This is a genomic window from Providencia sp. PROV004 (assembly GCF_011045615.1).
Taxonomy (GTDB): Bacteria; Pseudomonadota; Gammaproteobacteria; order Enterobacterales; family Enterobacteriaceae; genus Providencia; species Providencia rettgeri.
On the sequence record NZ_CP042859.1, the window covers coordinates 3528368 to 3555273 of the forward strand.

Annotated in this window: 25 protein-coding genes and 3 tRNA genes; 14 read left to right on the forward strand and 14 right to left on the reverse strand. The window is 40.1% G+C overall.

All coding sequences use genetic code 11. The annotated features are described in order from the left end of the window. Positions 1 to 78 precede the first annotated feature (78 nt). From frr to rpsB, 4 genes are all read right to left on the reverse strand, one after another. A complete protein-coding gene (gene frr, locus FVA69_RS16135) occupies positions 79 to 636 on the reverse strand; it encodes a ribosome recycling factor (RefSeq protein ID WP_109911800.1) in 558 nt (185 codons plus the stop codon). A 107-nt stretch (positions 637 to 743) separates the two neighbouring features. Beyond that, positions 744 to 1472: a UMP kinase gene (pyrH, locus tag FVA69_RS16140; protein ID WP_004257499.1), complete on the reverse strand. Its 729-nt coding sequence runs from the start codon at positions 1470 to 1472 to the stop codon at positions 744 to 746. A 190-nt stretch (positions 1473 to 1662) separates the two neighbouring features. Next, positions 1663 to 2514 carry a translation elongation factor Ts gene (gene tsf / locus FVA69_RS16145; protein ID WP_004908761.1) on the reverse strand — a complete coding sequence of 284 codons (852 nt, stop codon included), beginning with the start codon at positions 2512 to 2514 and terminating at the stop codon, positions 1663 to 1665. A 142-nt stretch (positions 2515 to 2656) separates the two neighbouring features. After that, positions 2657 to 3382 (reverse strand): 30S ribosomal protein S2, encoded by a 726-nt coding sequence (gene rpsB / locus FVA69_RS16150; protein WP_004908759.1) that lies wholly within the window; start codon positions 3380 to 3382, stop codon positions 2657 to 2659. Between the two features lie 651 nt (positions 3383 to 4033). Between rpsB and map the strand changes: the two genes are divergently transcribed. From map to FVA69_RS16170, 4 genes are all read left to right on the forward strand, one after another. After that, a complete protein-coding gene (map, locus tag FVA69_RS16155) occupies positions 4034 to 4831 on the forward strand; it encodes a type I methionyl aminopeptidase (RefSeq protein WP_036957992.1) in 798 nt (265 codons plus the stop codon). Positions 4832 to 4939: 108 nt separating this feature from the next. Next, complete coding sequence (gene glnD, locus FVA69_RS16160) at positions 4940 to 7576, forward strand: bifunctional uridylyltransferase/uridylyl-removing protein GlnD (RefSeq protein ID WP_109911799.1); 2637 nt, start codon at positions 4940 to 4942, stop codon at positions 7574 to 7576. A gap of 62 nt (positions 7577 to 7638) precedes the next feature. After that, positions 7639 to 8466: a 2,3,4,5-tetrahydropyridine-2,6-dicarboxylate N-succinyltransferase gene (gene dapD / locus FVA69_RS16165; protein ID WP_004908750.1), complete on the forward strand. Its 828-nt coding sequence runs from the start codon at positions 7639 to 7641 to the stop codon at positions 8464 to 8466. Positions 8467 to 8884: 418 nt separating this feature from the next. Continuing rightward, the gene (locus FVA69_RS16170) at positions 8885 to 9265 is read left to right on the forward strand and encodes a DUF3461 family protein (RefSeq protein WP_004908747.1); all 381 of its coding nucleotides are present in this window, start codon (positions 8885 to 8887) and stop codon (positions 9263 to 9265) included. An 83-nt stretch (positions 9266 to 9348) separates the two neighbouring features. On the opposite strand, the gene FVA69_RS16175 is transcribed toward FVA69_RS16170, so the two are convergent. Genes FVA69_RS16175 through FVA69_RS16185 form a run of 3 tightly spaced genes read right to left on the reverse strand, consistent with a single transcriptional unit; the run spans position 9349 to position 10924 of the window. Beyond that, positions 9349 to 9801, reverse strand: a complete 453-nt coding sequence (locus FVA69_RS16175) for a flavodoxin (protein WP_004908745.1) — start codon at positions 9799 to 9801, stop codon at positions 9349 to 9351. 21 nt (positions 9802 to 9822) lie between these two features. Next, positions 9823 to 10581: a tRNA pseudouridine(65) synthase TruC gene (gene truC / locus FVA69_RS16180; RefSeq protein WP_004908740.1), complete on the reverse strand. Its 759-nt coding sequence runs from the start codon at positions 10579 to 10581 to the stop codon at positions 9823 to 9825. A gap of 7 nt (positions 10582 to 10588) precedes the next feature. Further along, entirely contained in the window at positions 10589 to 10924 is a 336-nt protein-coding gene (locus FVA69_RS16185; RefSeq protein ID WP_109911797.1) for a YqcC family protein, read from the reverse strand. Positions 10925 to 11179: 255 nt separating this feature from the next. Between FVA69_RS16185 and FVA69_RS16190 the strand changes: the two genes are divergently transcribed. Continuing rightward, entirely contained in the window at positions 11180 to 12076 is an 897-nt protein-coding gene (locus tag FVA69_RS16190; protein WP_117162519.1) for a DUF535 family protein, read from the forward strand. A 463-nt stretch (positions 12077 to 12539) separates the two neighbouring features. Here FVA69_RS16190 and syd read toward each other — a convergent pair whose 3' ends face one another. Then, the gene (gene syd, locus FVA69_RS16195) at positions 12540 to 13100 is read right to left on the reverse strand and encodes a SecY-interacting protein (RefSeq protein WP_004908733.1); all 561 of its coding nucleotides are present in this window, start codon (positions 13098 to 13100) and stop codon (positions 12540 to 12542) included. Between the two features lie 146 nt (positions 13101 to 13246). On the opposite strand from syd, the gene queF reads away from it, so the two are divergent. The 3 genes from queF (at position 13247) to xni (ending at position 16319) form a co-directional block, all read left to right on the forward strand. Next, a complete protein-coding gene (gene queF / locus FVA69_RS16200) occupies positions 13247 to 14092 on the forward strand; it encodes an NADPH-dependent 7-cyano-7-deazaguanine reductase QueF (RefSeq protein WP_123382300.1) in 846 nt (281 codons plus the stop codon). A gap of 85 nt (positions 14093 to 14177) precedes the next feature. After that, positions 14178 to 15545 carry a nucleotide 5'-monophosphate nucleosidase PpnN gene (gene ppnN / locus FVA69_RS16205; protein WP_123382299.1) on the forward strand — a complete coding sequence of 456 codons (1368 nt, stop codon included), beginning with the start codon at positions 14178 to 14180 and terminating at the stop codon, positions 15543 to 15545. A gap of 18 nt (positions 15546 to 15563) precedes the next feature. After that, positions 15564 to 16319 (forward strand): flap endonuclease Xni, encoded by a 756-nt coding sequence (gene xni / locus FVA69_RS16210; RefSeq protein ID WP_109911795.1) that lies wholly within the window; start codon positions 15564 to 15566, stop codon positions 16317 to 16319. A gap of 54 nt (positions 16320 to 16373) precedes the next feature. Here xni and rlmM read toward each other — a convergent pair whose 3' ends face one another. Genes rlmM through FVA69_RS16225 form a run of 3 tightly spaced genes read right to left on the reverse strand, consistent with a single transcriptional unit; the run spans position 16374 to position 18834 of the window. Then, complete coding sequence (rlmM, locus tag FVA69_RS16215; RefSeq protein ID WP_109911794.1) at positions 16374 to 17477, reverse strand: 23S rRNA (cytidine(2498)-2'-O)-methyltransferase RlmM; 1104 nt, start codon at positions 17475 to 17477, stop codon at positions 16374 to 16376. Next, the gene (locus FVA69_RS16220; RefSeq protein ID WP_004908716.1) at positions 17470 to 17865 is read right to left on the reverse strand and encodes a DUF423 domain-containing protein; all 396 of its coding nucleotides are present in this window, start codon (positions 17863 to 17865) and stop codon (positions 17470 to 17472) included. Before FVA69_RS16220 ends, rlmM begins: the two co-directional genes overlap by 8 nt. Before the next feature lie 27 nt (positions 17866 to 17892). Then, positions 17893 to 18834: a transcriptional regulator GcvA gene (locus FVA69_RS16225; protein ID WP_004908711.1), complete on the reverse strand. Its 942-nt coding sequence runs from the start codon at positions 18832 to 18834 to the stop codon at positions 17893 to 17895. A 697-nt stretch (positions 18835 to 19531) separates the two neighbouring features. On the opposite strand from FVA69_RS16225, the gene csdA reads away from it, so the two are divergent. Then, on the forward strand, positions 19532 to 20737 hold the full coding sequence (csdA, locus tag FVA69_RS16230; RefSeq protein ID WP_164529103.1) for a cysteine desulfurase CsdA: 1206 nt from the start codon (positions 19532 to 19534) through the stop codon (positions 20735 to 20737). 18 nt (positions 20738 to 20755) lie between these two features. Next, a complete protein-coding gene (csdE, locus tag FVA69_RS16235) occupies positions 20756 to 21214 on the forward strand; it encodes a cysteine desulfurase sulfur acceptor subunit CsdE (protein WP_004908705.1) in 459 nt (152 codons plus the stop codon). Positions 21215 to 21255: 41 nt separating this feature from the next. Here csdE and tcdA read toward each other — a convergent pair whose 3' ends face one another. Together tcdA and mltA are read right to left on the reverse strand one after the other, a co-directional pair. After that, the gene (tcdA, locus tag FVA69_RS16240) at positions 21256 to 22071 is read right to left on the reverse strand and encodes a tRNA cyclic N6-threonylcarbamoyladenosine(37) synthase TcdA (RefSeq protein ID WP_004908703.1); all 816 of its coding nucleotides are present in this window, start codon (positions 22069 to 22071) and stop codon (positions 21256 to 21258) included. Positions 22072 to 22101: 30 nt separating this feature from the next. Beyond that, positions 22102 to 23223 (reverse strand): murein transglycosylase A, encoded by a 1122-nt coding sequence (mltA, locus tag FVA69_RS16245; RefSeq protein WP_004908700.1) that lies wholly within the window; start codon positions 23221 to 23223, stop codon positions 22102 to 22104. Between the two features lie 232 nt (positions 23224 to 23455). Here mltA and FVA69_RS16250 point away from each other — a divergent pair. The 3 genes from FVA69_RS16250 (at position 23456) to FVA69_RS16260 (ending at position 23765) form a co-directional block, all read left to right on the forward strand. Continuing rightward, positions 23456 to 23532, forward strand: a tRNA-Met gene (locus tag FVA69_RS16250). Between the two features lie 61 nt (positions 23533 to 23593). Beyond that, positions 23594 to 23670, forward strand: a tRNA-Met gene (locus tag FVA69_RS16255). An 18-nt stretch (positions 23671 to 23688) separates the two neighbouring features. Continuing rightward, positions 23689 to 23765, forward strand: a tRNA-Met gene (locus FVA69_RS16260). Positions 23766 to 23901: 136 nt separating this feature from the next. Here the strand turns inward: FVA69_RS16260 and amiC are convergent. After that, positions 23902 to 25152, reverse strand: a complete 1251-nt coding sequence (amiC, locus tag FVA69_RS16265) for an N-acetylmuramoyl-L-alanine amidase AmiC (RefSeq protein ID WP_004257585.1) — start codon at positions 25150 to 25152, stop codon at positions 23902 to 23904. 362 nt (positions 25153 to 25514) lie between these two features. Here amiC and argA point away from each other — a divergent pair, with 362 nt between their 5' ends. Next, the gene (gene argA, locus FVA69_RS16270) at positions 25515 to 26858 is read left to right on the forward strand and encodes an amino-acid N-acetyltransferase (protein WP_117162521.1); all 1344 of its coding nucleotides are present in this window, start codon (positions 25515 to 25517) and stop codon (positions 26856 to 26858) included. Positions 26859 to 26906 lie beyond the last annotated feature (48 nt).

A 26906-nucleotide genomic window follows, 5' to 3' on the forward strand; every position in this document is an offset into this window, starting at 1 on the left:
AATAAACTTGAAAAATAATAAAGCCACGCTAACGCACACTTTTACCGTCTGCATTGGTGGCTTTATTATTATGATGGATTAAAATTCCATCAACTCTGCTTCTTTTTGCGCTAATGCTTCATCAACTTTCTTGATGTAGCTATCAGTCAGTTTTTGGATATCATCTTGTGAACGACGTTCGTCATCTTCACTGATTTCTTTATCTTTCAGTAACGCTTTGACTTTGTCGTTAGCGTCACGGCGAACGTTACGAACTGCGATACGACCTTGCTCTGCCTCACCACGGACCACTTTAATTAAGTCTTTACGACGTTCTTCCGTTAATGGAGGAAGTGGAACACGGATAACAGTACCCGCTGATGACGGGTTCAGGCCCAAATCTGATGCCATGATTGCTTTTTCAATCGCTGGTGACATGCTACGGTCAAAAACCGAAATAGCTAATGTCCGTGAATCTTCAACAGTGACGTTAGCTAATTGGCGCAAAGGTGTCGCTGAACCGTAGTACTCAACAGTAATGCCATCTAATAGGCTTGGAGATGCACGGCCTGTGCGAACTTTACTAATTTGGTTTTTGAATGCTTCAAGGCTCTTTTCCATACGGTCTTGAGCATCTTTTTGGATTTCGTTAATCACGTTTTCAACCCTTAAGAACTGGTTATTAAAGGCCGCATGCGACCTCGCTTAAATTGTCTGAATTTATATTAGATAATACATTTAAACTCAGGTCATGTCTCTGAGTATTAATTGTGAGAAATCAGAGTTCCTTCATTTTCGCCCATAACAACGCGTCGTAAAGCGCCCGGTTTATTCATATTGAATACACGAATCGGTAAGTTATGGTCACGTGCTAATGTGAATGCTGCTAAGTCCATCACTTTAAGTTCACGTTCCAACACTTCTTGGTAGCTCAGATTTTCATAAAGAACTGCGTCAGGGTCTTTAGCAGGGTCTGCTGAATAAACACCATCAACTTTTGTTGCTTTTAACACAACATCCGCTTCAATTTCAATACCACGTAGGCACGCAGCGGAGTCTGTTGTAAAGAATGGGTTTCCTGTTCCTGCCGAAAAAATAACAACGCGGCCGTGACGTAACAAGCTAATGGCCTCTGCCCAGCTATAGTTATCACAGACACCGTTAAGTGGGATCGCAGACATCAGTCTTGCATTCACATAGGCGCGATGTAATGCATCACGCATCGCGAGTCCGTTCATCACCGTTGCTAGCATTCCCATGTGGTCTCCGACAACACGGTTCATGCCAGCTTGTGCCAAACCAGCACCACGAAACAGGTTACCACCGCCAATAACCACACCGACCTGTATACCCAGTTCTATGAGTTCTTTAATTTCCTGAGCCATACGATCTAAAACGCTAGCATCGATACCAAAACCTTCTGCGCCTTGTAAGGCTTCGCCACTTAATTTAAGCAGAATACGCTGATAAACGGGTTTTGCATTGGTTGCCATGGTGTTCTGTCCTAACAGATATTTATTGGGGTAACACACGTAGAATCACACGGTTCTACGTACCTAAAATTTTTAATTAATTTAAATATAATTTTTTTATACACACAAATTCTAGCGTATGCCGATGACGCTAACATCCGGGGAATATACGTATATAAAACAGAGCCGCCAATTGGCGGCCCTTAGTTGATTACTTGCTCATTGCAGCAACTTCTGCTGCAAAGTCAGTTTCAACTTTCTCGATACCTTCACCTACTTCGAAACGAAGGAAACCAGAAACAGTAGCACCTTTCTCTTTCAGTAAGTCACCAACAGATTTGCTTGGGTCCATTACGAAAGGCTGGCCAGTCAGAGAGATTTCGCCTGTGAATTTGTTCATGCGACCGATAACCATTTTTTCAGCGATTTCGCGTGGTTTACCAGATTGCATTGCGATGTCTAACTGAATTTGATGCTCGTGAGCAACAACATCAGCAGGAACATCATCTGGAGTTACATATTCAGGTTTGCTTGCAGCGATATGCATAGCGATGTGTTTCAGTAACTCTTCGTCAGCGCCTTCAGCCGCAACTAAAACACCAATACGAGCACCGTGCAGGTAGCTACCTACTTGTGCGCCTTCCAGAATAGCAACGCGACGAATATTGATGTTCTCACCAATTTTCGCAACTAATGTTGTACGAGCTTCTTCGAATTTTGCTTTCAGTGCATCGATGTCAGCATTTTTGTCAGCGACAACAGAAGCTAAAACTTCTTTACCGAATGCTAAGAAACCTGCATCTTTAGCAACGAAGTCAGTTTCACAGTTCAGCTCAACCAGAGCACCTGTTTTACCACCGTTGAAAACTTCCGTCAGGATAACACCTTCAGCTGCAACGCGACCTGCTTTTTTAGCCGCTTTTGCTTGACCTGATTTACGCATGTTATCAATCGCTAATTCGATGTCGCCATTAGCTTCAACAAGTGCTTTTTTACATTCCATCATACCTGCGCCAGTACGTTCGCGCAGTTCTTTTACCAATGCAGCGGTAATTCCAGACATGTGATTTATTCCTCGATATTCCCCGTGGGAGTCTTCCCCACGTGGATAGTTCTGATTCATATATAAAAGGGGCCTAAATCAGGCCCCTTCTAACATATAGCAGTACCTGTATAGCAATACCTAAATAAGGGTTTGAGCCTTATTATTCAGCTTCTACTAAGCTTTCTTCTGCTTGAACAGCCAGATCTTGTGAACGACCTTCACGAACGGTGCTTGCTACAGCGCCCAGATACAGTTTGATTGCACGGATTGCATCATCGTTACCAGGGATAACGAAGTCGATACCGTCTGGATCAGAGTTAGTATCAACGATAGCAAATACTGGGATACCCAGGTTGTTTGCTTCTTTGATAGCAATGTGTTCGTGGTCTGCATCGATAACGAACAGAGCGTCAGGTAAACCGCCCATATCTTTGATACCGCCTAAGCTGTTTTCTAACTTACCAAGTTCACGAGTACGCATCAGCGCTTCTTTCTTAGTCAGTTTGTCAAAAGTACCGTCTTGTGATTGAATTTCTAAATCTTTCAGACGTTTGATTGACTGACGAACGGTTTTCCAGTTAGTCAACATTCCGCCTAACCAACGGTGGTTAACGAAATACTGATCACAGCTGTTAGCAGCTTCTTGAACGGCTTCGCTTGCAGCACGTTTAGTACCGACAAACAGAATTTTGCCTTTACGAGAAGCAATTTTAGTCAACTCAGCCAGAGCTTCGTTGAACATTGGAACAGTTTTTTCCAGGTTGATGATATGAACTTTGTTACGCGCACCGAAAATGAAAGGTTTCATTTTTGGGTTCCAGTAACGAGTCTGGTGACCAAAGTGTACGCCTGCTTGTAACATATCGCGCATGGAAACAGTTGCCATTTAATACCTCTGTATTTAAGTAATTGGGGTTATGCCTCCACAAATCCCATGCTACCGACTCCAAAGCTGCGTTAAAAAACGCATAAGAGCACCCCGGTGCACGTGTCGATTTGTGTGTGTTATTACACAATTGAGTTTTAAGTTTCGCACATCCAATATTTTATCAGCGGCTTCATCTTGACGCCATAAAATGACATTTCGATGATGGTGATAAGAAATAATATGGATTGCCGGCGCGCTTTATACCATAAAACCAACTTAGAAGCCAACTTTTGTTGTTTTTTTCGCTCACAAAAGTGCCTAAAAGTGGATTTGATTTAAAGCTATTGAGTTGAGCAATATTTAACCATTGCTCAGCTCAATTATAGACACTATTTGGCAAGATAAAAAAGCCTTATTTTTGCAATGCCTTCTAGATGACCTTCATTATTACTTTGCATTTTGTGCTGTTAAAAGCTCAAAATGAACAAGCTCTGCTCCTTTCCTTATCTACTATAAAGTAACTTCGACTTTCGAATCCGTTCGATAGCTAGTTGGCAGAAAATGCGGTGGCTGTTACCATATGTCTCATCGATGTAAAATGGGCTCCCTATTTTTACCCCTCTTTTTTAACATGCCTTTAATCAATGTTGGCATGAATGGACTACACTCATGGCTATTATTATCAAAACTGAAGAAGATATTCAGAAAATGCGCGTTGCTGGCCGCTTAGCCGCAGAAGTATTAGAAATGATTGCTCCGCACGTTGTGCCGGGAGTTAGTACAGGTGAATTAGATCGCCTATGTCATCAACATATTGTTGACGTACAGCAAGCTATCCCTGCGTGCCTGAATTATCACGGTTTTCCTAAATCAGTTTGTATATCCGTCAATGATGTCATCTGCCACGGCATTCCTAGTGATGATAAAATTTTGAAAGATGGCGATATTGTCAATATTGATGTTACCGTCATTAAAGATGGCTTCCATGGCGATACCTCCAAAATGTTTATCGTTGGTAAACCGACGATTCAAGGTGAGCGCCTTTGCCAAGTCACACTAGACAGCTTGTATTTGGCAATTCGTATGGTTAAACCGGGTATTCGCTTACGAACTTTGGGTAAAGCCATTCAAGAATTTGTCGAAAAACAAGATTTCTCTGTTGTGCGTGAATATTGCGGCCACGGCATTGGCCAAGGTTTTCATGAAGAACCACAAGTTCTACACTACGACGCTGACGACAGTGGCGTAGTCCTGCAAAAAGGGATGACTTTTACCATTGAGCCTATGGTCAATACAGGCGATCACCGTATTCGTACCATGAAAGATGGTTGGACAGTAAAAACCAAAGACCGCGGCTGGTCTGCCCAATATGAACATACGTTAGTTGTGACGGATAACGGCTGTGAAATCCTCACACTGCGTAAAGAAGAAGAACCATTTATCTCTGCGGTATTAGTTAACGAATAATCTTCTCTGTAGAGCCTTCCTAACCGAAGGCTCTTCCTCTGTTCATTTTTATCAAAAAACCGTAAGCTGGTAGCTACCCCCTATTGCTATCAATACGGAAAGATAAAGATGACTGTAAATTCAGCTTCCTACCTACCCCCTAATCAATTTAGTACTCATGACCTTGAGCTGAATTCATTAAGGCAACATGTCGATAATTTTGATCAGTGGCTCGAAGAGGCTTTCAAGCAAGGTAAAGATGTTGTCGATCTCATTCACTTACGTAGTGACTATCTTGATGCCTTACTAACGCGATTATGGCAATCCTTTCAATTTGATAAGCAACCAGATATGTCACTAATCGCTGTTGGGGGTTATGGACGCCATGAATTGCACCCACTTTCTGACATTGATATTTTAGTGTTAAGCAAAACCCCTCTTCCAGAGCACATTGCTAGCGAAATTGGGCAATTTATTACTCTATTGTGGGATCTACGGTTTGATATCGGCCACAGTGTTCGTTCGCTGGCTGAATGCATTGAAGCCGGAAATGCAGACCTAACCACTGCAACTAATCTCATTGAATCACGGCTAATTTGTGGTGATGTCACCCTGTTTTTACAATTACAAAAAACCATTTTTAGCGATGATTTTTGGCCTTCCGCGGTCTTTTTTGCTGCAAAAATTGAAGAACAACAAGAACGTCATCAACGCTACCATAGCACCAGCTATAATTTAGAACCTGATATTAAAAGTAGCCCAGGGGGATTGCGAGATATCCATACATTACTGTGGGTCGGCAGGCGCCATTTTGGCGCAACCACCGTCGATGAAATGGTGGGCTTTGGCTTTCTCACCGAAGAAGAGCGCCAAGAACTCAAAGAGTGCTTAATGTTTTTATGGAAAATTCGCTTTGCGCTCCATTTAGTGGTGAAACGTCATGATAATCGTCTACTATTTGACCGCCAGTTTAGTGTAGCTCGGTTACTGGGTTATGAGGGCGAAAAAAACCAACCCGTTGAACGAATGATGAAAGATTTCTATCGTGTCACTCGCCGGGTGAGAGAACTCAATCAAATGCTATTACAATTATTTGATGAGGCCATTTTAACGCTTAACCCTAACGAAAAACCACGCCCTATTGATTCGCTATTCCAATTACGCGGGTCATTGATTGATGTTATTGATGAAGAATTATTTATTAAGCAACCAGCTGCTATTTTAAAAATGTTTTATCAAATGGCTCGCTATCCAAATATTACAGGGATCTATTCCACCACATTACGTCAGCTTCGTTATGCACGCCGTAACCTTTCAGTGCCATTATGTGAAATTCCTGAAGCCCGAAAACTGTTTATCAAAATTCTACGCCACCCCAGAGCAATCAAAGGTGCCTTTGTTCCCATGCACCTTCATAGTGTATTAAGCGCTTACACACCGCTATGGAGCAATATTGTCGGGCAAATGCAATTCGACCTATTCCATGCATATACCGTTGATGAACATACTATTCGTGTGCTGCAAAAAATTGATAGCTTTACCTTAGAAGAAAACCGACGAGATCACCCTCTTTGCGTTAGTGTTTATCCCAAATTATTGCAACCTGAGCTTTTACGATTAGCAGCGATTTTCCACGATATTGCTAAAGGCCGCTCAGGAGATCACTCCGATCTCGGCTCTGAGTTTGTTTATGATTTTGCCTTACTACATGATTTTTCTACCAAAGAAGCTGAATTGGCGTCATGGTTGGTGAAAAATCACTTATTGATGTCAGTAACCGCTCAACGACGCGACATCCAAGATCCTGATGTCATTAAACAATTTGCAGGGGAAGTAAAAACCGTTTCACGGCTTAACTACCTGATGTGTCTAACTGTCGCTGACATTTGTGCGACAAATAGCACGCTGTGGAATAGTTGGAAACAAAGTTTAATTCGTGAACTATTTTTATCAACAGAACACCAGTTAAATCAAGGCATGCAAAGCACCCCTGACTTACGTGAACGCATTCGTCACCATCGTTATCAGGCTTTATCATTACTGCGCCAATCATCCATTGATGAAGAAAAACTACAAGGGTTATGGTCTCGTTGCCATGCAGATTATTTTTTACGTCACACTCCATCCCAATTAGCATGGCATGCTAAGCACCTACTAGCCCATGATTTGAGCCAGCCTTTAGTGTTAATCAGCACGCAACCTAAACATGGCGGAACAGAAATTTTCATTTGGTGCCATGATAAACCCCATTTATTTGCCGCTGTCGCCAGCGAATTAGATCGACGAAATTTAAGCATTCACAGTGCTCAAATTTTTACTAACAAAGACAATATGGCCATGGATACCTTCGTCGTACTTGAGCCTAACGGTAGCCCCCTATCCAAAGACAGATACGATCATATTCGAAAAATGTTGTTATTAGCCGTTCAGCAACCCGAAATTTCACTGCCTAAGCCACGTACTTTACCGTCAAAGTTACGTCACTTTACCGTGCCAACAAAAGTTAATTTTCTACATTCCACTAACGAACGTCGCACTTATATGGAGTTGTTCGCTTTGGACCAACCTGGTTTATTAGCTCGCATCGGTCATATTTTTGCTCAAATGGAAATTTCTCTGTATGGCGCGCGCATCACCACAATTGGCGAAAAAGTGGAAGATTTCTTTGTGTTAGCAGATAAAGATCACAAAGCGTTGACTAAAAATATGCAACAAGAGTTATCAGAAAGGTTGACAGAAACCCTAAAATCGAAGGATAAAATATAGCGTCCATCACATTTTCATGGTGAACGTTCACTTTTATGTCATTCAAGAGGAAAATACAATCAATGCAGCATTTACAAGCGATCATTGAACAAGCGTTCGAAGAGCGAGCCAGTATCACACCAAATACTGTATCAAGTTCGGTAAAACAAGCCGTGCTAGATACCATTGCATTACTCGATAGCGGCAAATTGCGTGTAGCTGAAAAAATTGCCGGTGTTTGGGTTACCCATCAATGGCTGAAAAAAGCGGTTTTGTTATCCTTTCGCATTCAAGATAACCAAGTGATTGACGGTGCAGAAAGCCGTTATTTCGATAAAGTGCCGATGAAATTTGCAGATTATGACCAAGCTCGCTTCGAGAAAGAAGGCTTCCGAGTTGTTCCTCCAGCGGCTGTACGTAAAGGCGCTTATATCGCTAAAAATAGCGTATTAATGCCATCTTATGTCAATATTGGTGCCTACGTTGATGAAGGCACCATGGTGGATACATGGGCAACCGTGGGCTCATGTGCGCAGATTGGTAAAAACGTGCATTTATCTGGTGGCGTGGGTATTGGCGGTGTCTTAGAGCCACTACAAGCCAACCCAACGATTATTGAAGACAACTGCTTTATTGGTGCTCGTTCCGAAGTGGTCGAAGGGGTGATTGTTGAAGAAGGCTCCGTTATTTCAATGGGGGTTTATCTGGGACAAAGCACCAAAATCTATGACCGTGAAACAGGTGAAATTCATTACGGCCGAGTCCCTGCTGGTTCCGTGGTTGTATCGGGAAATTTACCATCAAAAGATGGTCGCTATAGCCTATATTGCGCAGTCATTGTTAAAAAAGTCGATGAGAAAACTCGCGGCAAAGTCGGTATTAATGAATTATTAAGAACGATTGATGAGTAATTAATCACCTAGAATCTCATACCAAACCTGTTACTGGTTTTTATAATAAGTTTTTGTCATGAGCCATTGTAATTAGGTTAAAAATCGAAGCTATCCCGAATCGCATACACTCGTATGCAACTCGGGTGGCCATATCAGCGTTACCTTTTAATATTAGCGCATTAATTGCAAAGAGAAGTTTGTCAATTTCTAGAAATCGCGCATAATATGTCCGTAGCTTTTGCCGTTTACCTCTAATAAAACTGTATTATTTTATTTTTCATTATAATGATGCTGTTTGCGTAATAACATCATTCAATCTATCACCCAGATGGGTAGAATAGATAACTTCTTAACGAGAAATAGACCGATATTGTTACGGCCTGCTCACACTATCACTTTGTTCACCGACTCTGTCTCTACAGTAAAGCGAGCTAACATGTACGATAATTTGAAAAGTTTAGGCATCAGTAACCCTCAAGACATCGACCGCTACACCTTACGCCAAGAAGCGAATAATGACATTTTAAAAATTTATTTTCGCAAAGATAAAGGGGAGTTTTTCGCTAAAAGCGTAAAATTCAAATATCCACGCCAGCGTAAAACCATTGCGGATGGTAATAATAATTTCAAAGAAATTAATGAAATTAACACTAACCTGCGTTATGCCATCGAAGAACTAGACCAAATTTGCCAAACAGATCAAACTGATATTGATTTAAAACACAAAATTCTTGATGATTTGCGTCATCTTGAACATGTGGTTTCAAACAAGATCGCGGAAATTGAAGCGGATCTAGAAAAATTGACCCGTAAATAATTTACAGGCGAAACGATTGATTTACTGCGCCGTAGTACTGCCGATATTTATCATTAATACTGGTAATACTACGGCGCAGACATTTAAAGTAACTCAGCCCATGCTTCAACCCAAGGCTTAGCAAACTCCTCGGGAACATCGACTTCAATCGCATCAATAAATAAAATATCACCAATACGGGTTGCTGATTGCTCAGCTAACAACTCATCAAAACGAATACCAGCGCCACAAAAACTTTCATAACTGCTATCGCCTAAAGCAATTAGGCCATAACGCAAATCCGGTTGATAACCGACAACATCTTTGATTTCGCTATATAACGGGGCGATTGTATCAGGCAAATCCCCTTGCCCTGTCGACGAAGTAACAATAAGTGCAATTTCATTGCCTGAATTATAAAGTTGCCAATCATTCAAGGTGGGCTCATCAAAAACAACCACTTCATGCCCTTGCTGCTCTAAAATTTCTTGTGCCGTTTCCGCAACAGCTAAAGAGTTCCCATAGACAGTTCCAACAAAAATGCCTATTTTTGACATAACATTCCCTCTATTTCATAGTTAACTTGATGAGTTAATGACGTTTATCCCTAATTTTGCAACTTTATCTGACCATCCAAATTGCTCAATTAATGACAACCATTGTGTATCCCACGTGGCAACTAACGATATATTTTCTTTTGTTATTGGGTGATTTAAATTTAATAAGCTGGCATGTAACATCAAGCGAGACACTGAAAAATGTGTATTCACTCCTCTATTCTGCCGTAAGTCTCCATGCTTGCTATCACCAATAATAGGGTGACGAAGGTGAGACATATGCCTTCTCAATTGATGTTTACGACCAGTTTCAGGTTTTAACTCAACTAAACTAAATCTTGATGTTTCATATCGCCCAATCGCAATCGCGCACTCAACTGTTGCTATCGGTTTACAGTGGGTAACGCATTCCTGTAGAACAGGTTCACGTGACGCATGTTTATCTGCAATTTTATCTAATTCTTCTAATAGCGGATAATCGATGGTTTGCTCTTCGGTTAAATAACCACGAACAACAGCGTGATACACTTTTTCTAACTGATGGTTTTCAAATTGAGCCGATAACAGCCTTGCAACCTCGCTCGATAATGCAAAAAGTAATATACCTGAGGTAGGCCTATCGAGGCGATGAATGGGATAAACATACTGGCCAATTTGGTCACGTAATGTTTGCATAACAAATACGGTTTCTTTACTGTCCAACCAGCTGCGGTGCACTAACATACCCGCAGGCTTATTCACCGCCACCAGATATTCGTCGTGATAAATAATTTCCAACATCAATAAATTACCCGTTGGTCTTCGTTGAGAAAAAACCATCTAATTCACGCAAATAATTAATAATTAGCGTGTATTGTTCTTCTTCATCATGCTTATAAGCTTCTTCAAAATAAGGCGCGACGGCAAAATTAGTTGGCAGTACTGCCCCTTGTTCAATTAACATTTGAAGACGAGGTATCAAAATCCATTGCAGCCACTCTATAGCCTCCATCGTATCAATACAAAAAGGCTCTATGCTGTTAAAAGCTTCAGGTGAAGGTGGCTGTTCATTCCAAAGGGATTTTAATTTCATTTCCTCTTCTAAGTGACGAAGTTTCTCAATAATACGTTGTTCAATATTCATACTTAAACTCATTTAGTGATGGCTGCAGCAAATATACGGTATTTTCTATCATAATTCTGTCGGATACATGGGGTTAAGCCTTAACAAATACAAGTTTATTTATTTTGCATATCGATAATAATTATTATCGTAGCTATTAATCGAACAACTCATTTAATAAGATTCGTTTATATTTTGTTGCAGATAGCACATGTAAGATTAAATGTTTTATCAATTTAGTACTTACAGAATAATTAACAACAAAATGGTTTATCTATGGGACGACTAAAACAGTGGCGTAAAGAAAATAAAGTCTGGAAAGCTTTAAATTCTAACTATATTGAATTAAAAAGAAAAATACGTATTTCAAAGCTACCTTCGTCACAATATCAGCATTATCAAGTTATGTGCCAAAACTACCGTAGTGCGCAATTTTCTTCAGTTATTGAAAGCGTTCCTCATTTTATCGAACGCCCTATAAATAAGTATCTACATAAAAGCTGGAGCGGAAAGCAAAAGCTATTAACCGCCAGCTACACTCTTAACTTAATTGAAAAGACATTTAAACCTGAAGCTATTGAAGCGATGTTTTCTGCTAAGCGAAAAGGGCTTATCGTGGCAAACATTGAATTAAAATCAGGCGAGTTCGCTCAATTAACTTTGATTTATTCTCAATACCCTCGGGAAGGCGATCTCACTTTACACTTGAAAAATGAAACGGGCGACGATATTTATTTAATGAGCTTTTCCTTTGGCCCTGAAGGTCAACTATACGTATGCTCTTTGCAAGGCCCTTCCACTGAACAAAGTGTCGACCAAGTTAGATTGATTACTAAACAGATGCACGGTATGAGACCAAAAAACTTATTAATGTCAGCCATTTATGCCGTAGCAAGCTTCTTTCAGGTAAAATCAATATTAGGAATTTCAAACCAGTGCCATATTAAGAGCCAACATTTGAAATCAAGCTACGATACGTTTTGGCAAGAATGTAGTGCAACGAAAACACCTGATGGTTGGTTCCAATTACCCACTCAAGAGCCTGTACGAGATATTGAGTCAGTGAAAAGCCAGCGTCGTGCTGAATTTCGCCGCCGGGAAGCACTACGCGATGCCATGACTCAAGAGATTATTACCTCGTTAACCAAGAATTCAATTAGCTTAGAGTATTAATTTTAATAAATTATCTTTAGCACTTTAACACCACTTAGCTACGAGTGATTCATAACTAAAAAAGCCAGTCAACCTAAGCTGACTGGCCCATACTTTAAAATTTACGCATCCTGCAAAATGACTTCCCGTCATTCAACATCCTGTTGATTAAAACAAATTCATAGATTCGTCATCTAATCGCGTTCCATCGCCTTGTTTTAAACAATTTTTATACCTCACAAGAAGGTATAAAAAGCTAAACGAGTTTACCCTGTCCAGCGAGATAAGAATGCATTAAATCTATTAATGAAACAACCTAGCAAAATAAATAATAACACAGTAAAACACGCAAAAATCGCATACCAGATAGTAACGCCATGAAATTAAAAGTTAAATAATTATCATTACAATATAAAGATCATTTTTTAAGAAATTACTTAGTTCAATTGTAGGCATTTACTTACACAAACCCACTTAAAAATACTTACCCCTGAGGTTCAACGACAACCCCTAGTTCATCCAGAAAACTTGTTAAATTCGAAGAAAGTACACGCCGGTCCTGACTACCAAATTTTTCTAATATAATTTCCCCCGTGAGATTACACATTGATATCATTTCAATCTCAGACTCTAAAGTCGCAATGAACAGCGTGGGGGATAGTTTTAAACGCTTTTGAGTGACTAAATGACCAATTAAATTCTCTTGCAAACGGATGAAGTCATCTTCATTCCAAACCTGCACTAAACTCAGCGTAATATCACGAAATGTGGCTTTCATATCGCCAGCAAGCTGTGTCGTATAAAAAGTATGGATATCACTTTGTAAATTAATCTCCAATGCTGTCGCGACTTTATCCAAGTTTGCATCCTTTATTGGAAATGCTTGAGGCTCCCAGTAAACCCAATTTTCACCTGTACGGACAATACAGGGAGATGGAATGCCATATAAATCTGTTGAGGCAGGAGGTAACCCCGTTTGTTGATGCCATTGTGAAACATATTTTTGAGTAAAATTATGTAGTGCGGCAGAATGTGATGTATTCATAATTATCTATTTTTTGTAGTCAATTTAAAGAGAAAGGCGTCAATGTTGCCGATAAATGGTATTATGACAGAAGTTCACAGACGAAGAAAATATCCCAATTTTTACCTGTTAGCCTCATTTTTAGTTTATGAAGTATAAGGACTCCTATGTCACACTATCAGAATAATCCCGCACTTAATAATTTAACTCTTGGGAAAAAAACGGCTTATCATGACCAGTATGATGCCACATTATTACAAGCTGTCCCTCGTAGCTTAAATCGTGATCCTTTAGCCATTCACGCTAAGTCGCTTCCATTTCACGGTGCTGACATTTGGACAATGTACGAGCTTTCATGGCTAAATCAGCGTGGTGTTCCCCAAGTAGCGATAGGCTCGATTAGTGTTGATGCAAATAGCGAAAATTTAATTGAGTCTAAAAGTTTTAAGCTTTATCTAAACAGTTTTAACCAAACGCGTTTTGAAACTTGGGAAAATGTGCGAAGCGCTTTGCAAAATGATTTAAGCCGCTGTGCTAATGGGCAAGTAAGCGTTACACTCCATAAATTAGAGCACTTTTCTCATCAACCTATCCAGCCATTACTTGGCACATGTATTGATGAGCAAGAAATTGACATTGATAATTATGAGTTTAATCGTGACTATTTGGCGAATTGTACCCAACAACAAGTTGTTGACGAAACGTTAGTGAGCCATTTATTAAAATCAAATTGTTTAATTACCAATCAACCTGACTGGGGCTCTGTGCAGATCCACTATCGTGGACCAAAAATTAATCGCGAAGCCTTATTACGTTACTTGGTCTCATTTCGCCATCATAATGAGTTTCACGAACAATGCGTTGAACGCATTTTCACTGATATTATGCAATTATGTAAACCTGAAAAATTAAGTGTTTACGCACGCTATACTCGCCGTGGAGGGCTTGACATAAACCCATGGCGTAGTAATGAAGAATTTACGCCTGAATTAGGTCGCTTATCACGGCAATAAATATATATGCTTGAAAAGTAAATGTAATTAATACATTTGCAGTACAATTCACATATCAAGAACCCATGGGGTAAAGGAGTACTACTTGATTACTCATATCAGTCCATTAGGATCTATGGATCTACTCTCTCAACTTGAAGTTGATATGCTAAAACGCACGGCCAGTAGCGATTTGTACCAATTATTTAGGAATTGCTCTTTAGCCGTTTTGCATTCAGGCAGCTTAACTGATAGCAGCAAAGAGCTATTAGAAAAAAGTAAAAATTTTGATATCAATGTATTACGTCGTGAACGTGGCGTTAAGCTTGAACTTATCGAGCCCCCAGAAAAAGCCTTTGTTGATGGTAAAATCATCCGCACCTTACAAGCAAACCTGTTTGCCGTCTTACGTGACATTTTATTTGTTCATGCGCAGATTACGCATGCCAAAGAACAATTTAATCTAGACCTCGAAAACGGCACGCATATCACCAATATGATTTTCTCTATATTACGTAATGCTCGCGCACTACATATTGATGAAGACCCAAGTATGATTGTTTGCTGGGGGGGCCACTCAATTAATGAAATTGAATACCAATATGGCCGTAAGGTCGGTAACGAGCTTGGCTTGCGTGAACTCAATATCTGTACTGGTTGTGGCCCGGGAGCGATGGAAGCACCAATGAAAGGTGCCGCTGTTGGCCATGCCCAACAACAATACAAAAATAGCCGTTTTATCGGTTTAACTGAACCTTCAATTATCGCTGCTGAGCCACCAAACCCATTAGTGAACGAGCTCATCATTATGCCTGATATCGAAAAACGTTTAGAGGCATTCGTTCGATTAGGTCATGGGATTATTATCTTCCCTGGTGGTGTTGGTACCGCTGAAGAGTTGCTTTATTTACTTGGTATCTTGATGGACCCAGCCAACAGTGAACAAGTTCTACCATTGATTTTAACGGGTCCAAAAGAAAGTGCAGAATACTTTGAAGTGTTAGACGATTTTATTCGTCACACTTTAGGTGATGAAGCCAGTAAGCATTACCAAATTATTATTGACGATGCACCAGAAGTTGCTCGTGTAATGAAACGTAGCATGCCACAAGTTAAAGAAAATCGCCGTAGCACCGGCGATGCCTATAGCTTTAACTGGTCCATTAAAATTGCTCACGATTTACAGCATCCATTCGAACCAACGCATGAAAATATGGCATCACTGAACCTCCATCCAGGGCAAGCCCCTGAAAAATTGGCTTCAGATTTACGCCGTGCTTTCTCCGGTATTGTGGCTGGTAACGTGAAAGAATTTGGTATGAAAGCCATAGAAAAGCATGGACCATTCAAAATTCACGGCGATAGTGAGCTAATGAAGCGTATGGATGTGCTATTACAAGGCTTCGTTGAGCAACATCGTATGAAATTACCGGGTGGTACGGCATATGAACCTTGCTATGAAATCGTGAAATAAGTAAATAATGGCGTATTTATGATCCACTTATTAATTATTGATGCATTAAACTTAATACGCCGTATCCACGCGGTGCAAGGAAGCCCGTGTGGAGAAACTTGTTTATCTGCAATATCGCAGTTGATAGCCCACACTAATGCCACACACGTTGTTGCGGTGTTCGATGAAGAAGGGCGTCATCAAAGCTGGCGTCATGAAAAACTGCCCGATTACAAAGCAGGTCGGCAACCTATGCCTGAAGATTTGCATACTGAGCTCCCCGTATTAATAGCCTTATTTAAAGAAAAAGGGATTCACTGTTGGCAGTCTGAAGGAGATGAAGCCGATGATTTAGCCGCTACCTTAGCAACACGTATTGCAGGTTCGGGGCACACTGTCACCATCGTATCCACAGATAAAGGTTACTGCCAGCTACTTGCCCCTAACTTAAGAATTCGCGATTATTTTCAAAAGCGCTGGCTTGATATCCCTTTTATTGAAAAGGAATTTGGCGTTTCTCCTGAGCAGCTCCCTGATTATTGGGGACTTGCTGGGATCAGTAGTAGTAAAGTTCCTGGTGTCGCGGGCATTGGCCCCAAAAGTGCGACAATACTCTTGCAGCAATACCACTCAATTGAAAATATATTTGCCAATTTAGATAAAATTGAAGAGAAATGGCAGAAAAAGCTAATCAATCAGCAGGAGATTGCATTGATTTGCCGAGATATTGCGACGTTAAGAACCGATATTGTGCTCCAAGGAAATTTAAATCAGCTGCGTTATACAACCAACTAGTAGAAATAAAAAGGCCACTTCATTAGTGGCCTTTTTATTGACTGAATTTATGAATTAATAATACTCACGTGCCATCGGATTCGCCGACCATACCCTCATCACATGTACAGTCACTTCTTCTCGGTCATGATAAAGCTGCTTCGCTTGAATCAACACATTAACGCCTTGTTCTTTAAGCTGTATTTTCAACTTTTCTAAGATATGTGAGACTTCTTCATAGCGCTTTTTCATCGGCAATTTTAAGTTAAAAATGGCCTCTCGGCACCAACCTTGAGCAAGCCAATCCGTCATTAATGCAGCAACTTTAGCTGGTTTTTCGACCATATCACAGACTAACCAAGTGATGTTATGGGAAGTAGGCTTAAATTTAAAACCATCTTCACGGTGATGCTTAACTTGCCCTGTATCCATAAGGCTTTCCGCCATAGGACCATTATCTACAGCATCGACCATCATACTGCGTTTCACCAATTGATAAGTCCATCCCCCTGGACATGCTCCAAGATCTACAGCTTTCATTCCACTTGCTAGACGCTCCTCCCATTCTTCATAAGGAATAAAGACATGGAAAGCTTCCTCAAGTTTTAAGGTTGAACGGCTCGGGGCATCTGATGGGAATTTTAACCTTGGGATCCCCATATAGAAATTCGAACTATTATTAGTATATGAATACCCGGTATAGCAGCAACCTGGAGCAATAAAGAATACATGAATAACTGGTCGCTTAAAATTTTCAAGTGGTAATAAGATTTTTTCTTTACGTAATGCATTACGCAAAGGTACCGTAAACTTGCGGCAAAACTTTAGCAATTCTTTCGATTCGTTGGTATCAGCAACTTCAACACGGAGATCTCCTGCCCGCACAACTTGCTGACTCAATGCATTTACAATCGGGGTAATACGGTCTTCAGGCGGTAAATCCTTAAGTAAGTCCCCTATTACAATCATTTGACGAGCAAAAATTAATTCTCGAAAAGGTAACGTTCGTGCGAGTGTATCCGCATCTTCTGCTTGGTAGCACTCAAAAATAACATAACCACTATTTTCTTTTACGCGGGCAAAACCATAAATTTCTTTTTGCCCAGCTTTATCTGTAATCTCTGCTGCACATTCTTTTTCAAAGCCTGGACGGCAATATAGTGCAATTTTATTACTCATTGCGTGACGCCGATTTCCTTAGACGCATAGCGCCAATAACCACTAACAGCCAACCAATTAGGAAACATACACCACCTATTGGCGTAAAATAAGAAAAGTATTTTACCTGCAATAGTGCCATACAATAAAGGCTACCGCTAAAAAGAAGTATCCCAACAGAGAAAAACACACCTGACCAGTAGAACCACAGAATAATTTTACGTAATAGAATTGCCCCGAGCACCATCAATGCAACAGTATGCAACATTTGATAACGTAGCCCGATTTCAATCCAGTCCATTTGGTGGACACTCATAATTGACGATAACGCGTGTGAACCAATAGCCCCAAAAGCAACAGTAAAGAAACCACTAATTCCAGCGAAAATTAACATCAAACGACTATTCACAGTAACACCTTTTATTTAAATACTTGATTACTGAATAAGCGCCACATCTTGGTCACCCGTAATAAAGCCTAATTTCTCTTGTTCACTTGCAGCCTGCCCAAGAATCCATTGGCGAAATGCAGCTATTTTGCCTAAATCAGCCTGATTTTCTTGGCAAACTAAGTAGAATGCATTTTTACTAACTAATACCTCACTAAAGGGACAAACTAAGCGCCCTGCATCAATTTCATTTTTAGCCATCACATTATTCGTTAGTGCAATTCCTTGGCCATGAACCGCGGCTTGAATAACCATAGCGCTATGACTAAAAATAGGACCTTGCTGTACATTAACTACATTTTGTAACTCTAGTTGCTTAACATATGCTTGCCAGTCCCTTCGTGAAGAATCGTGAAGTAACGTATGTTTTGCTAAATCCTCAGGATTTTTTAGTTGGCGATCCCCTGTTAATAAAGATGGTGAACATACTGGCATTAAATATTCAGCATAAAGCCTGTCTGTTCTTAGCCCAGGCCAATTACCTTTACCGTAGAAAATAGCGACATCAACGTCATCTGCCAATTTATCTTCTTCTCTATCTACAGCTTGGATCCGCACATCAATTCCGGGATAGGCTTGATTAAAACCAGAAAGCCTTGGTACCAGCCACTGAATCGCAAAACTTGGGGATAAACTCACCGTTAATGCCCCTTTTGCACTTCTAGCTTGTAATTTACGTGTCGCCTCGTTCAAAGAAGAGAAAATCTCTTTAATATCAAGATAATAGCTTTGACCTTCTTCTGTCAATAGCAATGAACGATTGCGTCGGCGAAACAATTTCAACCCAAGGAAATCCTCCAAACTTTTCATTTGGTGGCTAACGGCCGCTTGAGTTACAAATAATTCTTCTGCTGCCTTAGTAAAACTTAAATGACGAGCTGCAGCATCAAAGACTCTCAGAGCATTTAGGGGCGGTAATCTTTTAGACATAATCACTTCTACTTGGCATCTTGTTATGCATTAGTTTTTTTCATCCGAAGCATTATAATTTGTCCCTTGAGGATACGCTAGTAAATACCTATAGTATGCACACTTCCTAAGCCGGAACGAAAAGTTACAGAGTTTAGTTACTTTGAAACTTTTGGCTTTGTGGTTGTGATGTTGTGTTTGCAAGTTGTCTGGTTGAACCAGACCTTTGTAGCTTTAGCTACTGTTTTTTCACTTCCTGTACATTTACCCTGTCTGTCCATAGTGATTTTATATAGTGCACCGCCAACGCGCGGTGCTTTTTTTTACTCTTTTTTTAATATTTTAATGGTATTTACTTAAACAATTTAACTTAACAAATACAGATATCTATAGATAATTACTAGTGTACCGAAAAAACTATCAGTAAGATATTTAAGATAAATCTTGAAAATTATTTACTAAGTGCTGAAAAAAATAACTTTATAAGTTAAAGGCATTGTATTGTAATGCAAAACACTGAATCATCTTGAAACCACATAGAGAATAATGCTAACAATTAATACCAAACGTAACAAAATATTTCAATGATTAGATTAAAAAATGATGCGTTTAAATTAATCAGAAATAACCATAAATGTACTAATAAATGTACAATCCATTAATACAGCACTCAGTAATATCAAATCACATTGAAATTTTGACTAAAAAGAAAACACTCATGGATCATTTCAGCGCCGCCACATTTCGTCTCGCTTTTCCAGCGATAGACTCACCAACACTATTTTTTGATAGTGCAGCCACAGCATTAAAGCCCATTGCCATGATCAATGCATCAAATGACTATTATCGCTTGTCAGGCAGTTCGGTATATCGCGGGCAATCACCTGAATCATTAAAATTAACCCGTGACTATGAACTAGGTCGAATTCGTGCGGCGAAATATATTCATGCTTCAAGTGAAAAAAATATTATTTGGACTCGCGGGACAACAGAATCAATTAATTTAATTACACAAGGTTATTTTCGCTCAAGATTACAGCCTAACGATGAAATTATTGTCAGCGAAATAGAACATCATTCAAATTTATTACCTTGGATTATGCTTTCACAGCAAACTGGCGCCAAAATTATAAAATGGCCGGTTGAAAAAAACCTGACGTTGAACCTTGATGTTCTCAAATCTAAATTATCGGAAAAAACGAAAGTCATCGCTATCACACAAATGTCTAATGTAACTGGCTATCAGCCAGATATACAGATGGTGACTCAACTTGCTCACCAAGTAGGGGCGCTAGTCGTTGTTGATGGAGCACAAGGTGTCGTTCATAGCCCTATAAATGTCAGTGAGCTAAATATCGATTTCTATGTATTTTCAGCACATAAGTTATATGGGCCGACTGGGCTTGGGGTTTGCTACGCCAAAACAGAACTTTTAGAGCAAATGACTCCTTGGCATGGTGGAGGAAAAATGTTGACTCACGTCACATTTGATAATTTCACTCTTGCCCCTATTCCCCAACGATTCGAAGCAGGAACACCGAATATTGCAGGGGTAATTGCCTTTTCGGCTACTCTAGAGTGGCTGGAAAAAATAAATTTAACACTAGCAGAAACATATACTTGCTCATTAATCGAATATGCAGCTAAAAAACTGTCGGCGCTACCCGGCTTTATTAGCTATAGTGTACCTCATTCTCCTTTGCTATCATTTAACTTCAAAGATGTTCACCATAGTGATCTGGGAGCCCTCTTGACCGAGCAAAATATTGCATTACGCTATGGTCAACATTGCACCCAACCATTAATGGATGCATTAAATATAAGTGGCTGCTTGCGCATCTCAATGATGCCTTACAATAACCAGCAAGATGTCGATAAATTTATCGATGCAGTTACTGTTTCACTTTCTATACTCAATGAATAAATCAATAAAGGAAGCCTAATGACTTCGACTAACCATGAACTTGCTCCGCACCCATTCGGTACAGAGATTAAAATTCAAGAAATAGTTGAACAGTTTTCCACACATAAAGCATGGGAAGATAAATATCGTTTATTAATTCAATTGGCGAGAAAGTTGCCAGCATTGTCTGATGATGAAAAGCTGCAAACTCAAGAAGTTAAAGGCTGTGAAAACCGTGTTTGGATTGGCGCACTACTGAATGATGATGAAACATTTCATTTTTATGGGGATAGTGAAGGCCGAGTAGTGAAAGGATTATTTGCCATTTTGTTAGCTGCAGTTGAGCAAAAAACAGCGAAAGAGATTATGGAAATTGATTTTAATCACTTACTAACTCAAACCGGCTTACCTGGGCAGCTCAGTGAATCGCGCCAAAATGGTATTCAGTCACTCATTACTGCAATTCAAAATATTGCTAATGAAATGACGCCTGCATAATTCATTGGATGAGGCTATCTATCGCAATAGCCTCATTCACTTTACTGTTTTTCCATTTCCCGTTGTGATTTTGCTATCATCTTTTTAAGTGCATGTGAAACAGCAATAAACCCAAAACTAGCCGTAACCATAGTAACCGCACCAAAGCCTGAAGCGCAGTCCATTCGCTTTGAACCATCCGCAGTGCTTTTTGCCGCACACACAGTACCGTCGCTTTGTGGATAAACAAGCTGTTCGGTAGAAAAAACACAATCAATCCCAAGCTTTCCTTTTCCATTTTTAACGACGTTAAAATCGGATTTTAAGCGTTCTCGCAACTTAGCCGCTAACGGGTCTTGAACTGTTTTAGCCAAGTCCACTACTTGAATTTTTGTTGGGTCGATTTGCCCACCAGCACCGCCTGTGGTGATAACGGGTATTTTAAAGCGCCTACAATACGCTAACAGCGCAGCTTTAGGCCTTACACTATCAATCGCATCAATAACATAATCAAACCCCGCATCAAGGTAATGAGCGACATTATCAACCGTAATAAAATCATCAATAACATTCACTACACATTCGGGGTTAATTTCTAAAATACGATTTTTCATCACATCAACTTTTGGCTGCCCAACGGTCGATTTGATGGCATGTAATTGCCGATTAGTATTAGTCACACAGATATCATCCATATCAATCAATGTGATATGCCCAATACCTGAACGAGCAAGTGCCTCAGCGGCCCACACACCTACCCCACCAATACCAATGACACAAATGTGGGAACGTGCAAAAAGATGAAGAGCATGTTGCCCATATAAACGCCCGATCCCAGCAAAACGCTGCATCCAAGCATCAGAAAGCTTAGCTTGCATAATAACGAACAACCTCAGTTAAACCTGTAACTACAGTGAACCAAATAGCGGCTGGCTTTTTTTCAGCACCCAAACTCGCCCGTAATGGTTATAAAAACCGGCCATTTTTCCAGCTTCATGGCCTATACCGTGGTAAATATCAAAATGATGCCCTTTAATCGCCCCACCGACATCCAAGGCTATCATCATACGCATTTCATACTGCCCCGTAAATTTCCCGTTATTATCTAATACAGGGATTTCTGCGAGCAAGGCTGTACCCGGTGGAATAAGGGTTTTATCTGATGCAACGGATGCTTTAGCGATTAAAGGAACAGCACTTGCCCCTCTAACAGGAACAAATGATTGTGGTTTAAAAAATACAAATGACGGGTTTTCTTCTAAAAGCTGGCGAACTTCTTGCTCGCTATGCTGATTAGTCCAATCATGAATAGCTTGTAATGACATTTGGCTCAGAGGAACCTCGCCACGATCCACCAGTACTTTTCCAATACTTTTGTATGCGTGACCATTTTTACCTGCATAACCAAAGAAATTCAGTGGGCTACCATCCCCAAAATCAACATAGCCACTTCCTTGAACTTCCATCATAAAATTTTCAACCGGTGAATTGCTATAAGCTAAAATTAAATTATCACTCAGGGCACCGTTATAAATAGCTGCTCGACTAGGTAAACGAGTTTTTCCTTTTGGTGGCATGCCGTACAACGGATAACGAAACTCCCCTTGAGCCATACGGCGGGCCTCAATAACAGGCGTGTAATACCCTGTGAATTGTACGTTTCCATAATTATCGGCGCCTTCCATTTGGAAAGCGGTTAAATTGAAATTAGCCAATTGAGCCGGATTTCCTCCCGCCATCAACCAATTCTCTATAGCATGGTAGGTGTCGTTATTATTTTTAAACAACCGCGGTGATGCATTTTTAATTTCATTAACCTGTTGATTAAAATCTGGCGCATTTATAGGTCGCCCATTTACATTCACCTGATTTACTTTCTGTAAATCCTGAACTAAGCGACCATCTTTATATTGTTGGCCTTTATCCGTTGGATGGGTTTGGCATCCAGCCAATAAAGAAAGAAATACGCTGGTTACTAACCATTTTTTTACTGTATGTTTATTGACGATTTTTGTTAGCCCTATATTCATGCTCTACCACCCAGATAAATCCAACAATCCAATATGAAGCGCACAATAGCAAACCCAATTAGGGAATGAAACGTGTAAATATATTTAGAGAGGTTATTTTCCTTTCCCTACTCATCAAAGTGTAAAAAACAGCCAGACAGAACATATTTTGTTCTGTAAATGCTAAATTTTGTAAAAAAAACACGAAAAAACTTGCATCAGATCTCATCCCGAGTATAGTGCCCGCATCGGACGCGGGGTGGAGCAGCATGGTAGCTCGTCGGGCTCATAACCCGAAGGTCGTTGGTTCAAATCCAGCCCCCGCAACCAATTACTGATTAAATCAGTAAAGTAACAAAAAATCTGCAGTATAAAGTCGTAAAAATTCAGTCGCGGGATGGAGCAGCTTGGTAGCTCGTCGGGCTCATAACCCGAAGGTCGTTGGTTCAAATCCAGCTCCCGCAACCAATTTTTTACCTCTTCAGTCGCGGGGTGGAGCAGCATGGTAGCTCGTCGGGCTCATAACCCGAAGGTCGTTGGTTCAAATCCAGCCCCCGCAACCAATTTTTTCGAATATCATTTCTGATTCAATTCCTTTTATAACTTCACAATAAGATCTTCTATTTTTAATCATCAATAAAAAAGGCGATTCACACACTCGCTTATCACCTTTCTTTATCTTAATCTGATTTTAATCAATTAGTTGCGAATTGCTAATGCACCGCCATTACGGAAGTAAGCTTTTACTCCTTCAAAAATGGATTCCGCCATTTGCTGTTGGAATTTAGCTGTTTTTAATTTCCGTTCTTCTTCTAAATTACTAATAAAAGCCGTTTCGACTAGAATCGATGGGATCTCTGGTGCTTTCAGTACCGCGAATCCAGCTTGGTCAACTCTATTCTTATGCAATTTATTAACCTTCCCCATCCGCTTTAACACTTCATCACCAAATTTCAAACTGTCATTAATCGTCGCGGTTTGCACGAGATCAAACATCGTATGGTCAAGATACACATCACCGCTTTTACTCACACCACCTACTAAGTCCGCTTCGTTTTGTGTTTGTGCAAGGTAGCGAGCCGTGTTACTAGTAGCCCCTTTCGTTGATAGTGCAAAAACAGAAGAACCACGGGCTGAACGATTAGTAAATGCATCTGCATGAATTGAAACGAATAAATCTGCCTGCATTTTACGTGCTTTCGCTACTCGGACTTTTAACGGAATAAAGACATCTTCATTGCGTGTCATATAGGAGCGCATTTTAGGGTCTTTATCTATCAACGCTTTTAAGCGACGGGCAATCTGTAAAACCACATCTTTTTCACGCGTTTTATATTTACCTATCGCACCAGGGTCTTCGCCACCATGTCCTGGGTCGATCATAATAATAATTGGACGATCCGTTCCCGCCTTTCCAGGCTTCTTCGCTTGAGCAGGCATACTTTCTTCAAGATCACCTTTATTGTAATCCTCAAGCAATGCCAATAGTGGGTCATCATTGGTATCAACACCTTTGCCTGGATAAAAATCCAGAACCAAGCGGTGTTTAAATTCCGCGACAGGTGCCATCGAAAAGAATTGAGGACTGACTTTATTTTTAACCTCAAACACCAAGCGAACCGTTTTTGGATCAAATTGCCCAACTCTAACTAGTTTTAGATAGGGATCACGTGTTTGAATTTGAGTTCCCATATCTTTCAACACATTATTTAACTGCACCCCTTCAAGGTCGACCACAATACGTTCAGGGTTATTAAGCACAAACTGACGGTACTTCAATGGAGTGCTAGATTCCAATGTAACTCGAGTATAGCTCGATGCTGGCCAAATACGCACAGCCACCACACTGCTACTCGCAGAAAAACCGAATGGGCTAATGCTCAGTAACATAACTGCAGCTGCGCCTTGAATAAAACGACGCTTAGATGGGTTGTGATCTTGGTGACTCATCAATAATTCCGAACCTAGAACTGAGAAATAAAGTGATTTTAGGATAATTGCTAATAATTAGACTTGAAACACGCACTCTAACTAATCATTTGCACTCTGTCATTAAGAATATATCAAAGCATCTATAGAGTTACAGTAATGAGTATAACTTAATCATACTAAGAGAAAATATTTGTGAGTGACTTTCTGTGTCAATTTTATGCAATTTAGATTTCGTAGAGTATATCCAGTTAAGTTTAGAGATATGTAAATGTAAAAAATAAAAATGTTACTTTTTTTATCCTATCTTTTACTTGATATTTCCCAACAAAAAGAATAAAAATACATTATTAACGAATAAAAATTCAATTAAGAGGGTTGTTATGAAAGAGCGCAGCACCGAGTTGGTTGATGAGTTTCGCCATTCGGTCCCTTATATAAACGCCCACCGCGGCAAAACATTTATTATTATGCTTGGTGGTGAAGCGATTGCGCATGAAAATTTTCCCAGTATTGTCAATGATATAGGGTTATTGCATAGTTTAGGCATCCGAATTATTGTCGTTTATGGCGCAAGACCTCAAATCGAGGATATCTTAGCTGAGCACCAATATGAGGCGGTTTATCATAAACATACTCGCGTAACCGATGCGAATACACTTGAATATGTAAAACAAGCTTCTGGAGCTTTACAATTAGATATTACAGCTCGGTTATCTATGAGCTTAGGAAATACCCCACTTCAAGGGGCGCATATTAATGTGGTTAGTGGCAATTTCGTTATTGCCCAGCCTCTCGGGGTCGATGATGGCATTGATTATTGCCACAGCGGAAGGATCCGTCGTATTAATGAAGAAGCTATTAATAATCAGTTAGATAATGGTTCTATCGTTCTAATTGGGCCGGTTGCTGTCTCAGTCACAGGGGAAAGTTTTAATTTGACCTCTGAAGAAATTGCCACCCAATTGGCAGTTAAAATGAAAGCAGAAAAGCTGATTGGCTTTTGCTCCTCTCAAGGTGTTGCAGATAAAAACGGCAATATTTTATCTGAATTATTTCCGAATGAAGCAGAAAACCGCATTCAAGAGCTGGAATCTGAAGGTGATTTCTATTCAGGAACCGTGCGTTTCCTGCGTGGAGCAGCAAAAGCTTGCCGCCGAGGCGTCCGCCGTAGCCATCTATTGAGCTATCAAGAAAATGGGTCTTTAATTCAAGAATTGTTCTCACGTGATGGTATTGGTACACAAATCGTCATGGAAAGTGCGGAACAAATTCGCCGTGCTAACATTAATGATATTGGTGGAATATTAGAGCTTATTCGCCCATTAGAGCAGCAAGGGATTTTAGTTAGACGTTCACGTGAACAGTTAGAAATGGAAATTGATAAATTTACCATTATTGAACGTGATAACTTAGTCATCGCTTGTGCAGCGCTTTACCCTTATCCAGAAGAAAAATTAGGTGAAATGGCATGTGTCGCTGTTCATCCTGATTACCGCAGTTCGTCTAGAGGAGAAGAACTTCTGCACCGTATTGCCGTACAGGCGAAACAATTTGGCCTAGATAAACTATTTGTTCTGACAACTCGTAGCATCCATTGGTTTCAAGAGCGTGGTTTTACCCCCGCGGAAATTGAGATGTTACCAATGAAAAAACAGGCTTTATATAACTACCAGCGCCGTTCTAAGATATTGATTTTAGATTTAAAAAGCCAACCGGATAAATAAACATTAGAATCGTCAAATAATGACTGTTTAGTCGCCTGCTTTAACTCC

What these genes read in the sequence shown, in the direction of transcription:
- pyrH (WP_004257499.1), bottom strand. Translation starts at nt 1,472, where the DNA reads ATGGCAACCAATGCAAAACCCGTTTATCAGCGTATTCTGCTTAAATTA.
- tsf (WP_004908761.1), bottom strand. Translation starts at nt 2,514, where the DNA reads ATGTCTGGAATTACCGCTGCATTGGTAAAAGAACTGCGCGAACGTACT.
- rpsB (WP_004908759.1), bottom strand. Translation starts at nt 3,382, where the DNA reads ATGGCAACTGTTTCCATGCGCGATATGTTACAAGCAGGCGTACACTTT.
- map (WP_036957992.1), top strand. Translation starts at nt 4,034, where the DNA reads ATGGCTATTATTATCAAAACTGAAGAAGATATTCAGAAAATGCGCGTT.
- glnD (WP_109911799.1), top strand. Translation starts at nt 4,940, where the DNA reads ATGACTGTAAATTCAGCTTCCTACCTACCCCCTAATCAATTTAGTACT.
- dapD (WP_004908750.1), top strand. Translation starts at nt 7,639, where the DNA reads ATGCAGCATTTACAAGCGATCATTGAACAAGCGTTCGAAGAGCGAGCC.
- FVA69_RS16170 (WP_004908747.1), top strand. Translation starts at nt 8,885, where the DNA reads ATGTACGATAATTTGAAAAGTTTAGGCATCAGTAACCCTCAAGACATC.
- FVA69_RS16175 (WP_004908745.1), bottom strand. Translation starts at nt 9,801, where the DNA reads ATGTCAAAAATAGGCATTTTTGTTGGAACTGTCTATGGGAACTCTTTA.
- truC (WP_004908740.1), bottom strand. Translation starts at nt 10,581, where the DNA reads ATGTTGGAAATTATTTATCACGACGAATATCTGGTGGCGGTGAATAAG.
- FVA69_RS16185 (WP_109911797.1), bottom strand. Translation starts at nt 10,924, where the DNA reads ATGAATATTGAACAACGTATTATTGAGAAACTTCGTCACTTAGAAGAG.
- FVA69_RS16190 (WP_117162519.1), top strand. Translation starts at nt 11,180, where the DNA reads ATGGGACGACTAAAACAGTGGCGTAAAGAAAATAAAGTCTGGAAAGCT.
- syd (WP_004908733.1), bottom strand. Translation starts at nt 13,100, where the DNA reads ATGAATACATCACATTCTGCCGCACTACATAATTTTACTCAAAAATAT.
- queF (WP_123382300.1), top strand. Translation starts at nt 13,247, where the DNA reads ATGTCACACTATCAGAATAATCCCGCACTTAATAATTTAACTCTTGGG.
- xni (WP_109911795.1), top strand. Translation starts at nt 15,564, where the DNA reads ATGATCCACTTATTAATTATTGATGCATTAAACTTAATACGCCGTATC.
- rlmM (WP_109911794.1), bottom strand. Translation starts at nt 17,477, where the DNA reads ATGAGTAATAAAATTGCACTATATTGCCGTCCAGGCTTTGAAAAAGAA.
- FVA69_RS16225 (WP_004908711.1), bottom strand. Translation starts at nt 18,834, where the DNA reads ATGTCTAAAAGATTACCGCCCCTAAATGCTCTGAGAGTCTTTGATGCT.
- csdA (WP_164529103.1), top strand. Translation starts at nt 19,532, where the DNA reads ATGGATCATTTCAGCGCCGCCACATTTCGTCTCGCTTTTCCAGCGATA.
- csdE (WP_004908705.1), top strand. Translation starts at nt 20,756, where the DNA reads ATGACTTCGACTAACCATGAACTTGCTCCGCACCCATTCGGTACAGAG.
- tcdA (WP_004908703.1), bottom strand. Translation starts at nt 22,071, where the DNA reads ATGCAAGCTAAGCTTTCTGATGCTTGGATGCAGCGTTTTGCTGGGATC.
- mltA (WP_004908700.1), bottom strand. Translation starts at nt 23,223, where the DNA reads ATGAATATAGGGCTAACAAAAATCGTCAATAAACATACAGTAAAAAAA.
- amiC (WP_004257585.1), bottom strand. Translation starts at nt 25,152, where the DNA reads ATGAGTCACCAAGATCACAACCCATCTAAGCGTCGTTTTATTCAAGGC.
- argA (WP_117162521.1), top strand. Translation starts at nt 25,515, where the DNA reads ATGAAAGAGCGCAGCACCGAGTTGGTTGATGAGTTTCGCCATTCGGTC.